The organism is Pseudorhodoplanes sinuspersici, from assembly GCF_002119765.1.
In the GTDB taxonomy this organism is placed as follows: Bacteria; Pseudomonadota; Alphaproteobacteria; order Rhizobiales; family Xanthobacteraceae; genus Pseudorhodoplanes; species Pseudorhodoplanes sinuspersici.
Map to the genome: position 1 here is coordinate 2,049,927 of NZ_CP021112.1, position 14,709 is coordinate 2,064,635.

The 14,709-nt window shown below is 61.0% G+C and carries 10 protein-coding genes; 6 read left to right on the forward strand and 4 right to left on the reverse strand.

Annotation, left to right across the window (positions count from 1 at the left end; genetic code table 11):
• Positions 1–120: 120 nt before the first annotated feature.
• The 3 genes from CAK95_RS10010 to CAK95_RS10020 all read right to left on the reverse strand — a co-directional run bounded on the left by CAK95_RS10010 (position 121) and on the right by CAK95_RS10020 (position 3,718).
• The gene (locus tag CAK95_RS10010; RefSeq protein WP_086091321.1) at positions 121–972 is read right to left on the reverse strand and encodes a branched-chain amino acid ABC transporter permease; all 852 of its coding nucleotides are present in this window, start codon (positions 970–972) and stop codon (positions 121–123) included.
• A gap of 289 nt (positions 973–1,261) precedes the next feature.
• Positions 1,262–2,446, reverse strand: coding sequence for an ABC transporter substrate-binding protein (locus CAK95_RS10015; protein WP_086087786.1), 1,185 nt, complete (start codon positions 2,444–2,446; stop codon positions 1,262–1,264).
• Positions 2,447–2,506: 60 nt separating this feature from the next.
• The gene (locus CAK95_RS10020) at positions 2,507–3,718 is read right to left on the reverse strand and encodes an ABC transporter substrate-binding protein (protein ID WP_086087787.1); all 1,212 of its coding nucleotides are present in this window, start codon (positions 3,716–3,718) and stop codon (positions 2,507–2,509) included.
• A gap of 269 nt (positions 3,719–3,987) precedes the next feature.
• On the opposite strand from CAK95_RS10020, the gene xdhA reads away from it, so the two are divergent.
• The 5 genes from xdhA (at position 3,988) to CAK95_RS10045 (ending at position 12,781) form a co-directional block, all read left to right on the forward strand.
• On the forward strand, positions 3,988–5,400 hold the full coding sequence (gene xdhA / locus CAK95_RS10025) for a xanthine dehydrogenase small subunit (RefSeq protein WP_086087788.1): 1,413 nt from the start codon (positions 3,988–3,990) through the stop codon (positions 5,398–5,400).
• Complete coding sequence (gene xdhB / locus CAK95_RS10030; RefSeq protein WP_086087789.1) at positions 5,397–7,721, forward strand: xanthine dehydrogenase molybdopterin binding subunit; 2,325 nt, start codon at positions 5,397–5,399, stop codon at positions 7,719–7,721. The genes xdhA and xdhB overlap by 4 nt, the downstream gene beginning before the upstream one ends.
• 195 nt (positions 7,722–7,916) lie before the next feature.
• A complete protein-coding gene (locus CAK95_RS10035) occupies positions 7,917–8,546 on the forward strand; it encodes a TetR/AcrR family transcriptional regulator (protein WP_183044230.1) in 630 nt (209 codons plus the stop codon).
• Positions 8,543–9,634 carry an efflux RND transporter periplasmic adaptor subunit gene (locus CAK95_RS10040; protein WP_086087791.1) on the forward strand — a complete coding sequence of 364 codons (1,092 nt, stop codon included), beginning with the start codon at positions 8,543–8,545 and terminating at the stop codon, positions 9,632–9,634. Before CAK95_RS10035 ends, CAK95_RS10040 begins: the two co-directional genes overlap by 4 nt.
• Positions 9,635–9,655: 21 nt before the next feature.
• Positions 9,656–12,781, forward strand: coding sequence for an efflux RND transporter permease subunit (locus tag CAK95_RS10045; protein ID WP_086087792.1), 3,126 nt, complete (start codon positions 9,656–9,658; stop codon positions 12,779–12,781).
• A 33-nt stretch (positions 12,782–12,814) separates the two neighbouring features.
• Here CAK95_RS10045 and CAK95_RS10050 read toward each other — a convergent pair whose 3' ends face one another.
• Entirely contained in the window at positions 12,815–13,657 is an 843-nt protein-coding gene (locus CAK95_RS10050) for a shikimate dehydrogenase (protein ID WP_086087793.1), read from the reverse strand.
• A gap of 94 nt (positions 13,658–13,751) precedes the next feature.
• On the opposite strand from CAK95_RS10050, the gene CAK95_RS10055 reads away from it, so the two are divergent.
• Positions 13,752–14,681 (forward strand): TRAP transporter substrate-binding protein, encoded by a 930-nt coding sequence (locus tag CAK95_RS10055; protein ID WP_086087794.1) that lies wholly within the window; start codon positions 13,752–13,754, stop codon positions 14,679–14,681.
• The last annotated feature ends 28 nt before the right edge of the window (positions 14,682–14,709 follow it).

A 14,709-nucleotide genomic window follows, 5' to 3' on the forward strand; every position in this document is an offset into this window, starting at 1 on the left:
GGGTCTCAAGCAAGCAAGAAGAAGCTGACCCCCACCCGGCGTACTTCGTACGCCGACCTCCCCCTTCCGGGGGGAGGTGAGGGAGAGCGAGCGTGTCGGTTGTTGTCGGAGCCTGCATCGCTATCGCTTCCCGAACAGGCCGGCTGGCCGCCACATCAGGAGCAAGATCATCACGAGGTAGATCAGGAAGGCGCCGACCTCCGGCACATAGTATTTGCCGGCAATGTCACTCACGCCGATCAGCACCGCGGCGATGAACGAGCCGAGGATCGAGCCGAGACCGCCGACCGACACCACGATCAGCACATAAACGAGATAGGTCAGCGCGAAGGACGGATCGAGGCCGACGATCTCGATCGCCAGCGCGCCGCCAAGTCCGGCAAGACCGCTGCCGAGCGCGAAGGTGGCTGCAAAGGTCGCATCGACATTGATGCCGAGACCGCGCGCCATGCGCTGGTTGTCGACCGCGGCGCGCACCTGCTGGCCAAAGCGCGTGTATTCAAGCGTGAGAACGAGAACCAGCGTGACGGCCAGGCCGACCGCGACAAGAAACAGGCGATAGACGCCGAAATTGATGCCGAAATATTCGATCGAGCCGCGCAGGAACGATGGCGTCGGCGCGGATTGATGAACGGTACCGAAAATGTAGGCCGCCGTGGCGATCGACATGAAGGCGAGGCCGATGGTCAGCAAAACCTGATCGAGATCGGTGGCGCGATAGAGCTTGCGGTAGAGTAGGCGTTCGAACACCACGCTCACCAATGCGGCCGCCAGGAAGGCCATCGGCAGGGTGGCAAGAAATGGCCAGCCAAAGCGATTGACCAGCGTCACGGTGAGGTAACCGCCGAGCATCGCGAAAGCGCAATGCGCGAGGTTGACGAAATTCATCATGCCGAGGGTAACCGACAGGCCGACCGACAGCAAAAACAGCAGCATGCCGTAGGCAAAGCCGTCGAACAGAACGCCGATAATAGGCCCCAAAGTCGTCCCCCGCTCTCTGCGTCACTTCCTTCCCCTGCGCCGAAGTCGGATGTTTCCGACTTCGGCCCTCAAACATGCCGAGCTCGGATACATCCGAGCTCGGATGGGAGGGTTGGGGAGGGGGTCACAGACCCCCACCCGATTTGCGCGCTTCGCTTGCAAATCGACCTCCCCCTTTCAGGGGGAGGTGAGGAAAAGTCAATCGGTGCGAATGCCGCTCCCGCAAGACAACGCCCGGAGCGGGTGGCTCCGGGCGCCAATAATACCGGAAGAAACGGTATTACTTCTTCATCCGCTCTTTCACCGGATCCTTCACGGCCTCGACTTTGTCGAATTCGACATTGACGACCTTGCCGTCGACCTTCTCCACGCGACGGATATAGACGTCCTGGATAATGTCGCGGGTTTCCGGATCGATCGAGATTGGGCCGCGCGGGCTTTCCCACTTGGAACCTTTGGCGGCGTCGACCAGGCCCTGCGCGTCGGTCTTGCCGCCGGTCTTCTTCAGCACGTCATAGATGAGCTGCATGCCATCCCAGCCGCCGACCGAGAAGAAATCCGGGTTGCGCTTGTATTCCGCGTTGAAGGCCTTCACGAAAGCGTCGTTCTTCGCCGACTTGTGGTTCGGGTCATAGTGGAAGCCGGTGATGATGCCGAGGGCGGCATCGCCCATGCTCTTGAGGGCGGCGTCATCGGTGATTTCACCCTGGCCGAACACCTTGATCTTCTTTGGATCGATGCCGCGTTCCGAGAGCGCCTTGCCGAAAGCCGGCGGCTGCGCACCGCCCGGCACGAACACATAGATGCCTTCCGGATTGAGATCCTTCGCGCGCTGCACATAAGCGGAGAAGTCCGGGTTGGCGACGGCCATCTTCACCGAGCCAATGACCTCACCGCCGGCTTCCTTGAAGGCGCGGCTGAAGCCGCCTTCGGCGTCCAGGCCCGGGCCGTAATCGGAGGCCATCGTGTAGACCTTCTTCACCCCGCCTTTGGTCGCGGCCCACTTGCCGAGCGCTTCGTTGATCTGCGGCGTGGTCAGCGAGGTGCGCACCATATAGGGCGACTTGGTGGTGATGATCGAGGTCGCGGCATTCATCACGACCATGAATTTCTTGGCCTGGTCGGAGACATCGCCGGCGGCGATCGCATTCGGGGTCAGCACGAAACCGGTCAGAATGTCGACGCCGTCACGCACGACGAGTTCCTGCGCGAGACGCTTGGCAACGTCCGGCGCGATGCCGCCGACATCCTTGCGGATGAATTCGATCTTGCGGCCGGCCACGGTATCGCCGTTCTGCTTCACGAACAGCTTGATGGCATTGTCCATCTGCGTCGCCGCATCGGCGAACTGGCCCGAATAGGGCAGGATGATGCCGATCTTGATCGGGCCTTGCTGCGCCGTGGCTGCGCCAGCGAACAATGCCGCGGCAGCGAAAGCGCCGATTCCTAACACCTTTTTGAACATTGCAGTCTTCCTCCAGATGATTGGTGCAGTTTGTTGCAATTGCGTATCGGACCTTGAGCGTTACTGGCCCATCCGGGCTTTGACCGGGTCCTTTACGTTTTCGACCTTGTCGAACTCTATATTCACGAGCCCTGCAGGCGTTTTCTCCACCCGCCGGAAATAAACCGTCTGCACGACGTCGCGGGTCTGCGGATCGATCGACATGGGACCGCGCGGGCTTTCCCAGGACAGTCCTTTCGCAGCCGCCATGAAGGTGTCGCCGTCGGCCTTGCCGCCCGTCTTCTTCAACACCTCATAGATGAGGTTCATTCCGTCATAGCCGCCGACCGCGAACAGATTGGGGTTCACGCCGCCGGACAATTCGCGGTAGCCCTTCACGAAGTCCTTGTTCAGCGCGGAATCGTGGTTGTGGTCGTAGTGATAGGAGGTGATGACGCCGAGCGCGGCATCGCCGGCGCTGGTGAGGGCGGTGTCGTCGGTGATTTCACCCTGGCCGAGAATCTTGATCTTGTCCGGCGTCACGCCGCGCTCGGCCATCGACTTCATGATGGCGGCGGGTTGTACGCCGGCCGGCACGAACACGAAGATCGATTCCGGGTTGGCATCTTTCGCGCGTTGCACGAAAGCGGAGAAATCCGGGCTGGCGATCGGCATGCGCAACTGGCCGACGATCTCGCCGCCGGCTTCCTTGAACGAACGGACGAAAGCGGCTTCCGCGTCATGGCCCGGGCCGTAGTCGGAGACCATGGTGAAGGCTTTTTTGGTGCCCTGCTTGGCCACCCAGGCGCCGAAGGGCTCGATCACTTGCGGTGAGGTGAAGGAGACGCGCAGCGCATAAGGCGACTTGGTGGTGATGATCGAGGTCGCCGCATTCATGATGATCATCGGCTTCTTGGCCTGCGCCGACACATCGGCGGCGGCGAGCGCATTCGGCGTCAGCGCAAAGCCGGCCAGGATATCGACGCCGTCGCGGACGATCAGCTCCTGCGCCAGCCGCTTGGCGATGTCAGGATTGGCGCCGCCGGTGTCCTTGCGGATGATCTCGATCTTCTTGCCGGCGACGGTGTCCCCGAATTTTTTCAGATAGAGTTTGATGCCGTTGTCCATCTGGGTCGCGGCGTCGGCGAACTGACCCGAGAAGGTGCTGATGAAGCCGATCTTGATGGTGCCCTGGGATTGCCCTTGAGCATGGCTCGGCGACGCCGAAATCAGTGCGGTGGCGAAAAGGCTTGCTGCGAGCCAAGGTGATCCGGCGAACCGTGCCGATCGCATCGGGGATCCTCCCAAGTTTTTGGATAAGATAGGCTTTTTCGGAAACTAGCGAGGGGAGGTAACAACGTCAATTTGGCGGCCGAATGTCGCAGTGGCCGTCGGGTTAACGTGATTAACGCGGCCGGCGGGCAGGCTGTGGGGGCGGCTGCATGGCTTTTGTGCGGCCCACGAATTGCATCGAAAATCGGCAGAGAATGTGATCTCTGGGTGGGCCATCGCGCCCGGATTGGCGTTAAGCTTTTGACGCGGCGAATACGAATAGGACTGACGTGGCTCTGAATTTCGAACTCAATGGTCAAATGCGCTCGGAGAACGACGTTTCTACGAGCATGACAGTGCTGGATTATCTGCGGTTAAAGGCGCGTCTGACCGGCACCAAGGAGGGCTGCGCCGAGGGCGACTGCGGCGCCTGCACCATCGTGATTGCGCCTCTAGGCGAAGACAAACTGCATTATCGCGCGGTCAATGCATGCCTCATGGTTGTGCCGCAGCTCGATGGCCATTCCGTGCTGACGGTGGAAGGATTGGCAGGCCGGGACGGTACGTTGCATTCGGTCCAGCAATCGCTGGTGGAAACCGATGCGACGCAATGCGGTTTCTGCACGCCCGGCTTTGTGATGGCGATGTTTGCGTTTGCGCAAAGCGATGAGGAACGCAGCGACGAAGCTATCCACGAAGCGCTCGCGGGAAATTTGTGCCGCTGCACCGGCTATCGGCCCATCGTCGAGGCATGCCGCATCATGCGCGCTGACCCGCCGGGATGTGCAAGCGCGCAAAGCCAGGTTCCGATTCCGATCGAGGAATATCGCCGCGGCTCGCAGCTTTATCTCACGCCGCGGACGCTGGATCAGATGGCGGAAGTGAAGGCTTCCCACCCCGACGCGATCGTTCTCGCCGGTGGGACGGATCTTGGGCTGCGCGTCAGTAAGGACCGCATTTCTTTTCCAGCGGTGATCTCGACGCGTGGCGTTGCCGCACTACAAGAGATCAAAGACGACGATGGCGTGCTGACGATCGGCGGCGGCGTCACCTACACCCAGGCGTTGCCCTATCTCGACAGGCATTTTCCTTCATTCGCGACGCTGGTTCGCCGCATCGGCTCGCGGCAGATCCGCAACCTGGGCACCTTTGCCGGGAATCTCGCCAATGCATCGCCGATCGGAGATACCATCCCATGTCTGATGGCGCTGGGCGCCGAGATCGCGCTGCGCTCGAAAAAAAGAGTGCGCATCGTATCAGCGGATGACTTCATCCTCGGCTATCGCAAGACGGCGCTAGCCGAGGATGAATTCATCGAGTCGATTTTAATCCCGCTTCTTCCCGCTGGAACGAGCTTCATCGCCTACAAGCTGTCGAAGCGCTTCGATCAGGATATCTCGACGGTGGTTGCGGCATTCCGGTTGCGGGTCGATGGCGGCAACGTGAGCGAGCTCCGCGCCGCTTATGGTGGCATGGCCGCGCAAGCCGGGCGCGCAAAGAATGTCGAGACGGCTGTGACCGGCAAGCCTTGGACTGCTGACACGCTGAGAAACATCGATGCAGTTTTAGCAAAAGACTTTCAGCCGATGACTGATCATCGCGGCACGAATGCCTACCGTCTGCGCTCGGCGGCCAATCTGATTCGTCGTTTGCAGGTCGAGACGACGACCGAGCCAGCAGCCTTGCAGGTGTGGGATCTATGAGCGCGCCCCTTTCTCGCATTCGCGGCGGTGCTCATGCATCAATCCGTCATGACAGCGCTGCCGGTCATGTTACCGGCGCCGCGCTTTATCTCGATGATGTTCCATCCGTTCCCGGCTCGCTGGAATCGGCATTGGTGCTGTCGCCACATCCGCATGCGCGGATCAAAAACATCGATGTATCGCGTGCGCTCGCTGCGCCCGGTGTCGCTGCCGTCATCACCGCTGTCGATATTCCCGGCAAGAACGACATCGCCCCGATCCGCAGCGACGAGCCGTTGCTGGCCGCCGGCATCGTCGAGCATGAAGGGCAGATCGTTGCGGCTGTCGCTGCGATGACGCTGGATCAGGCGCGCGCGGCCGCGAAACTGGTCAGCGTCGAATACGAGGTGTTCGAGCCGATCCTGATGCTCGAACAGGCGATTGAACGGGAAAACTTCGTCGCGCCGCCTCAGCAAATGGTGCGCGGCGATGTCGAAGCCGCGCTCTCATCGGCGCGACATCGGCTCTCCGGCGAGTTCGCGTGCGGTGGTCAGGAGCATTTCTATCTCGAGGGTCAGATCGCGATCGCCACGCTCGGCGAAAATCGCGACATCCATGTCTGGAGCTCGACCCAGCATCCCACCGAAGTGCAACATGGCGTCGCGCATCTGCTGGGAATTCCTTTCAACGCGGTGACAGTCGAGGTGCGCCGCATGGGCGGTGGGTTTGGCGGCAAGGAAAGCCAACCGACCATCGTTGCTGGCATCGCGGCCGTGCTGGCCTGGAAGACGCGCCGTCCGGTCAAGCTGCGGCTGTCGCGCGATGACGACATGCGTGCGACCGGCAAGCGCCATCCCTTCTTGTTCCGCTATGATGTCGGCTTTGATGACGACGGCGCGATCAAAGGTCTCGATTTGTTATTAGCTGCGAATGGCGGTCATGTTGCCGATCATACGCCGGCGGTGATGACGCGAGCCTTGTGCCATTCCGACAATTGCTACTGGCTGCCTGCGGTCCGTTTCCACGGTCTATCCTGCAAGACCAATACGGTCTCGAACACCGCATTCCGCGGCTATGGTGGGCCGCAAGGGATGCTCGGCATTGAGACAATCATCGATATCGTCGCACGCCATCTCGGTTTGTCACTCGAAGAGGTGCGCAAACGCAATTTCTACGGCGCTGAGCGCAACAACGTCACGCCCTATGGTATGACGATCGAAGACAACATGATCGAGCAGGTCATCGACGATCTGGATCGCAGCGTCGATTTGAAAGCCTGGCGCGAGGATGTCATTGCGTTCAACAAGACGAGCGCTGTGATCAAGAAGGGCTTCGCGACGATGCCGGTGAAGTTCGGCATCTCGTTCAATCGTCCGGCGCTTAATCAGGCTGGTGCATTGGTGCATGTTTACATGGATGGCAGCGTGACGCTGAACCACGGCGGCACGGAGATGGGGCAGGGCCTGTTCATCAAGGTGGCGCAGGTTGTGGCCGAAACGTTCCAGATCGATATCGACAATATCCGCATCACCGCGACAACGACCGGCAAGGTGCCGAACACCTCGCCGACCGCCGCATCTTCGGGCTCCGATCTGAACGGCATGGCCGCGCGCAACGCCGCCGAGCAGATCAAGGATCGCATGGCCGATGTTGCGGCCGATCATTTCAATGTGCCGAGGGCTGAGATCGTCTTTTCGGCAAACCGCATTTATGCCGGCAACCGCTCGATATCGTTTGCCGAGCTTGCGGCCCTATCGTGGGAAAAGCGCGTGTCGCTGTCGGCTACCGGCTTTTACCGCACGCCCAAAGTCCATTGGGACATGGCGACCAGCAGCGGCCGACCATTCTATTACTTCACTTATGGCGCGGCAGCCGCCGAAGTCGCGATCGATACGCTTACTGGCGAGATGCGCGTCCTCCGCGCGGAGATGGTGCAGGACTGCGGTGAATCGCTGAATCCGGCGATTGATCTCGGCCAGATCGAAGGTGCGTTCGTTCAGGGCATGGGCTGGCTGACCACCGAAGAATTGGTCTGGGACGAGAAAGGCCGCCTGCGGACGCACGGGCCATCGACCTACAAGATCCCCGGCAGCCGTGACGTGCCACCGGTCTTCAATGTGCGTCTTCTGCAGAATGCGCCCAATAAAGAAGAGACAATCTTCCGTTCCAAGGCCGTGGGCGAGCCGCCGCTGATGCTGGCCCTCTCGGTCTGGCTCGCGGTCCGCGACGCGATCTCCAGTCTGTCTGATTACAGGCTGTCACCGATGCTTGATGCGCCGACGACGCCGGATCGCATCCTGGCTGCGGTGGACGAGATGATCGAGCGCTGTCAGCTTCGATAGGCCAGAAGCCGACGGCAGGGATGTCGTGCTGGGGAACTCGGCCGTTGGCCCACCCATGCCGAAAGGCTGCATTTACAATACTTTACAATCATTTCGGTAACTTTGACGCATTGCCGCCGCAATTGTTCCGCAGTAGAGCGAACATTCATTCTCTTTATGCTGCGCTGCGATATTGCCTCCCGGGGAGGGGAAGTCTTGCGTCACGCAAACACCCAACTGCGCTCTGACCGCCGCTCGGAAATTCTCGATGCGGCGCGGCGGTGCTTTGCCCGAACCGGCTTTCACCAGACCTCGATGCAGCAGATTTGCGCCGAGGCCGGGATGAGTCCGGGCAATCTCTACCGCTATTTCCCATCCAAGGAAGCGATCATCGCCGGCATCACCGAACGCGACCGTGCCGAAGTTGGCATGCAGCTCGCGGACGCGCAATTCACAACCGATTTCTTCGCGACGTTCGAAGCGCTGGCCCGTCATCACTTCGTTGAGCGCACACATGAGGATGTCGCTCTGTGTGCGGAAATGATTTCGGAGACCCGTCGCAACCCAGCGATCTCCAAAATCATGAATGAGTTCGACACCGAGGTGAAAGAGCGACTGATCACCATGATGCGCGGTGCGCAGGAGCGCGGCGACATTGCCCGCGATGCCGATATCGGTGCAGCGGTCGAGATGCTGATGATCATTGCCGATGGTGTGTGGTGGCGTCGCGCTGTCGATCCGAATTTCGATGCTGAAGCGGCGCTGCCGATGTTTTTCGATATCACCAAGTACATGCTGCTCGATCGCGGTAAGGGCCGCGCGAGCGAGTCCGGGAGGGAATCATGAAGGGTAGCCGTCTTGTTGCTGTCGGCCTTGTGGTCGCAGCCGTCGGCTGGGTTGCGTCGGGGCATCTGTTTCCGCATGAAACAGCAGAAAGCCGCGCCGCCATTCGCACGAACGACAATGAGCCGAAACCGTTTCGCGTGGCGGTGATTGACGCCAGTCTCGCTCCACATGCGCGCAAGCTCACCTTGTCCGGGCGCACCGAGGCCGACAAGAAGGTGACGATCACCGCGCGCACCGGCGGGGTGCTGACCGAATTGCGCGTGAGGCGCGGCCAGCACGTGAAGAAGGACGAGATCATCGCGGTGCTGTCGGATGACGCGCGCGAAGCGCAGGTCGCCCAGGCGCAGGCGATTTTCAACCAGCGCAAGGTGGAGCTTGAGGCGCGGCGCAAGCTGATCGAGGGCGGCATGATGCCGAAACTCGAGGCAGTGAATCTGGAATCGCAATTCAAGTCGGCTGAGGCAAGTCTCGCCGCGGCGATAGCCGAACGTGAACGCGGCGTGTTGCGAGCCCCGTGGGATGGCATCATCACCGAGACGGAGAGTCAGGTCGGCGGCGCGGCGTTGTCGATGACGGGTGCGGCGGTGGTGCAGATGGTCGCGCTCGATCCAATGCTGGCTGTGGTCGAAGTGTCGGAACGCCGCCTTGGTAGTCTGAAGCTTGGCGACGAAGCCGAGGTGCGGCTTGTCACCGGGCAGAAGGCGAAAGGCCGCGTGCGTTACATTGCCAAATCGGCCAGCCAGACCACCCGCACCTATCGCGTCGAAGTCGAGATCAAGAATCCGGATGGTGCAATTCCCGACGGTATTACCGCGGAAGTGGCAATACCGATGGCGCCGGTGCCGGCAACGCGCGTGCCGCGTTCGGCGCTGACATTTTCATCCGCCGGCGATCTCGGCGTGCGTGTCGTCAATGGCGAGAAGGTCGATTTCCTGCCGATCAGCGTCGTTGAGGATGACCAGAATCACATGTGGGTTGCGGGTGTGCCGGATACCGCGCGCGTGATCGTGCAGGGCCAGGATTTCGTGCGCGAGGGCCAGAACGTCACGGCCGTTCCCGCGCCGGAGACCACGGCATCCACGAAGTAGCCGGATCGCGAGAGAACCGTCATGTTCAAGCTGATCGACTATGCCATCAGCCACTCGCGATTGACGATCGCGACGCTGATCTTCCTCTTGCTCGCCGGCTTCGTATCCTATCGTACGATCCCGAAGGAATCGGAGCCGGACGTCAAGATTCCGATCATCTATGTACAGCTTACTCAGCGCGGTATCAGCCCGGAAGATTCTGAACGGTTGCTGCTGCGTCCGGTGGAAACGCAGCTCAAGTCGGTCGGTAACGTCAAGGAAATGCGCTCCACCGCCTATGAAGGTGGCGGCTATGTGCTGCTGGAATTCGAAGCAGGCTTCGATTCGAAGTCCGCGCTGGCCGATGTGCGCGCCAAAGTCGACCAGTCCAAGCGCGATCTGCCGCGCGACGCCGACGAGCCGGTGGTGACCGAGGTCAATCTTTCGCTTTATCCGGTGCTGGTTGTGGCTCTGTCCGGCGAGATGCCGGAGCGCTCGATGCTGCGCATCGCCCGCGCCGCCAAGAACGTGATCGAGCAGGTGCCGGGGGTGCTCTCGGCGGAACTGCGCGGTTCGCGGGAAGAGGCGGTGGAGATCATCGTCGAGCCGATGCTGCTGAAGAGCTACGGCGTATCGCTCGATCAGCTCATCAACACAGTTAATGCATCGAACAGCCTGATCGCCGCTGGCGCGCTCGAGGGGAATACCGGCCGCTTTGCCGTGAAAGTGCCGGGCCTCATCGAAAAGCCACAGGACGTGCTGAAGGTGCCGGTCGCCGCGACGGCCGGTGCCACGATCACTGTCGGCGATGTCGCGCAGGTCAAGCCGACCTTCAAGGACGCGACCTCGGTCACGCGCGTTAATGGCCGCTCGGCCATGACTATTGAAGTGTCCAAGCGCACCGGCGCCAATCTGATCGAAACCGTCGATGGCGTGAAGGAGGCGGTCGAGAAGATGAAGGGGACCTGGCCTGCCTCGGTGCAGGTGACGTTCACGCAGGACAAGTCGAAGGTCATTCGTCAGATGCTGGCGGACCTGCAGAATTCCGTCGCCACCGGCGTGCTGCTGGTCGTCGTCATCATTCTGTTTGCGCTCGGCTTCCGCGCGTCATTGTTCATCGGCATTGCGATCCCGGCGTCGTTCCTCGCCGGTGTGCTCGGCTTGCAGCTTGCAGGCTTGACGATCAACATCGTCGTGCTGTTTTCGTTGATCCTTGCCGTCGGCATGCTGGTCGATGACGCCATCATCGTGTCCGAATATGCCGAGCGGCGCTTGTCCGAAGGCATGCCGCCGAAGGAAGCCTATTCCGAGGCGGCTAAGCGGATGGCCGGGCCGGTGATCGCCGCGACTGCGACACGCGTCGCCGCCTTCTCGCCGCTGCTGTTCTGGCCCGGCATCGTTGGCGAATTCATGAAATACATGCCGATCACCTTGATCGCGACGCTGTCGGCGTCGCTGGTGGTTGCGTTGTTCTTCACGCCGACACTGGGCGCTCTGCTCGGCAAGGCTTCGCAGGTCGCGCATGATGAGCGCGCATCCGATCGCGGGCTCTATATGCGCACCGTCAAGCTGGCGTTGAGTCACCCGGGCGCGACCATGGCGCTTGCGTTCGCGCTGCTGATCGGCGTGTCGATGGCCTATGGCAAGCTCGGAAAGGGTGTCGAGTTCTTCCCGAGCGTCGAACCGGATTACGGTCAGGTGATCGTGCATGCACGCGGCAATATCTCGCTCGACGAGAAGGACCGTCTGCTGGCCGAGGTGGAAAAGCATGTCCTCGGCTATCCCGGACTGCAGACCGTCTATACCCGCGTCGGCGAGCAGCCCCGCGGCTCCAGCGAGATCACCGAAGACACGATCGGTGTGATCCAGTTCGAGTTCGGCAACTGGCAGATGCGCGAACCTGCCCACAAGATCATGGATGCGATCCGCGAGAAGACGGCGGACATTCCCGGCATCATGGTCGAAGTGACGGCGCCGCGTGCCGGCCCTGCGACCGGCAAGCCGGTGCAGGTGCAGATTGGCGCATTGAATCCTGATGTGTTGCCGGCTGTGACCAAGAAGGTGGCAGGAATTCTCGCGCAGCGTAGCGATATCCGCGATCTCGATGATGGTCAGCCGCTCCCCGGCATCGACTGGAAGATCGAAGTCGACAAGGCGGAGGCTGCAAAATACACCGCGAGTCCGACGACGGTCGGCACGGCCGTGCAGCTCGTCACCAATGGCGTGAAGGTCACGGAATATCGTCCGGCCGAAAGCGACAAGGCGGTCGACATTCTGGTGCGTTTCCCGAACGACCGGCGAAGCCTCGACCAGATCGACGAACTGCGCGTGCAGACGCAGTCCGGCCAGGTTCCGATCGGCAATTTCGTGCAGCGCATCCCGGCGCAGCGCGTCGGCTACATCAATCGCGTCGCCGGCAATCGCGTGATGACGGTCTCGGCCAACGTCGCCGAGGGTGTGCAGAGCGCCAAGGTGCAGCAGGGGATCGCGGCTGAATTGGCGAAGACCGATCTCGGCGCCGGCGTGACCTTCAAGCTGAAGGGCGAAGACGAGGAGCGTGAAAAAGCCGGCGCCTTCCTGATGAAGGCATTCGGCACGGCGATCTTTCTGATCTTTGCGATCCTGCTGGCGCAATTCAACCGGCTGACCTCGGTGGTACTGGTGCTGAGTGCGGTTATCCTTTCGACCATCGGGGTGCTGATGGGCCTGATGATCATGGGCCAGCCGTTCGGCGTCGTCATGACCGGCATCGGCGTCATCGCCAATGCCGGCGTGATCGTGAACAACAATATCGTGTTGATCGATACCTATGACCGGCTGCGTCGCGAAGGCATGGCGGCCTATGACGCCATTCTCGAAACCTGCCGCGAGCGCGCGCGCCCGGTGGTGCTGACGGCCATCACGGCCATCCTGGGCGTGCTGCCGATCGCATTCGGCGTCAATCTCGACTTCATTCTGCGCGAAGTCACGGTTGGCGCCCCGGCAACGCAATGGTGGATCAGCCTCTCGACCGCCATCGTGTTCGGTCTCGGCTTTGCCACGGTGCTGACGCTGGTGGTGACTCCGGCGGCGCTCATGCTGATCGCCAATGGTGCGGACTGGCGTGTCGCCAGGATTGCCAGGCTGCGCGCCTGGTGGAAACGGCGAAGCGCGAAAGCGGCCGCATAATTGCGAGGTGCCTCTACGAACGGAGGATGGGCTTTACAAAGTATCAGCCACCGCCCGCTTTAATTCATTCGACACCTGCGGCCGCACGCCGAAGAAGGCTTCGAATGCCGGTACCGCTTGATGCAGCAGCATGCCGAGGCCATCGATACAGGTGTTGCCGCGTTTGCGGGCCGCGGCCAGCAGTGGCGTTTCCAGCGGATTGTAAACGATGTCGCAGACCATCGCGCCGACCGGCAAGGCGTCGAGCGTGATGTCGAGCGGCGGATAGCCAACCATGCCCTGGCTGGTCGTGTTGACTAGCAAGGCTGCGCCATCGAGCGCGGCGTGACGCTCGGCCCAGTCGACGACGTGGATCTTTGACGGATCGATTTGCGCCAGGCCCTGCGCGCGTTCGATCGTGCGGTTCATCAGTCTGATCTCGTTTGCGCCATCGTCGAGCAAGGCCACGACAACGGCTCGTGCCGCGCCGCCGGCGCCGAGGACAACGATCGGCCCCGCATTCGCTTTCCATTCAGGCCGCACGCCGCGCAGGCTGGCGAGAAAACCATAGGCATCGGTGTTGAAACCGGTCAGCGTGCCGTCATTCTGTACGACAACGGTATTCACCGCACCGATGCGCATCGCCACCGGATCGACGACCTCCATCAGCTTCAAAACGTCAAGCTTGTGCGGAATGGTGACGTTGCAGCCGGAAAAGCCGAGCGCGCGAAGTCCCTTGATCGCGTCCGGCAGCCGCTCCGGCTGCACCGGCAATGGCAAATACGATCCATTGACGCCGTATTGCTTGAGCCAATGCCCGTGCAACACCGGCGACCGCGATTGCGCGATCGGCCAGCCGATCACGCCGGCCAATTTGAAGGGTTGTGGTGCAGCCATGAATGAGGTTCGATCCCGCTCCAAATGTCGGGTTTGATATCTCACGTCGCCCGGTCAAGGTCATCCTCAAAGTTACCCCAAAGGTTACTGCGCCATGAGCAAAACAAACGCGATCCAGATCCGCATGGGTGGCTATGGCCCGGCTTCGACCTGTTTCAGCAAGGCGCTTGTCTTTATCGGCGATCGGCTGAAAGCCGAGTTCGGCGATCAGGTCGACATCAAGTATGTCTGGAATATCATGGAGTTCGGCTATCGTTCGGAGGATATTCTCTGGCTGGTCGAAAGCGGTGTGCTGTCGCTCGGATATCAATCGTCGAGCTATCTGACCGATCGCGTGCCCGAGCTTGGCTTTGTCGATCTGCCGTTCCTGTTCTCAAGCAAGGATCAGGCGCGCGGCGCGATGGATGGCGCGCTCGGCTCAACATTGGCGCAGAAGATCGAGGACCGTGTCGGATACCGGATCGTCGGTTGGCTCGAAAATGGCTTTCGTCACATCTCCAATCGGGTGCGGCCGGTGCGCTCACCACAGGATCTCGCCGGCATGACCATTCGCGTGTTGCCGAGCGACGTGCAGGTGCGAACGTTCGAATTGCTCGGCGCGCAGCCCTTGCGTTGGGACCTGACGGAAGCGCTGGCGGCGATTGTTGCCGGCAAGATCGATGCGCAGGAAAATCCACTTGCGAACACGGTGACATACGGGGCGCACAAGTATCATCCCTTCCATACGCTCACCGGGCATTTCTATATTTCGCGTCCGATTTTCATCTGTCGCGCGCAATTCGATTCGTGGCCGAAGCCGCTGCAGGAGGCGATGCGCCGCGCGGCGACCGATGCTGTTGTGTTTCAGCGCGCGCTTGCGATTGAAGAAGAACTGGAGGCGCGCCGTGCGATCGACGCTGAAGGCTGCACGGTCGAGGAGTTGACCTTGGACGAGCACGCAAATTTTGAACGGGCGGTTTCGCCAATGCTGGTCGAGGCGGAAAAGGCCTATGGTGTCAGCATGTTGCGGAGCATCAGACGTTGAATGAGCGGACACCCAGCCGCACCGGAAC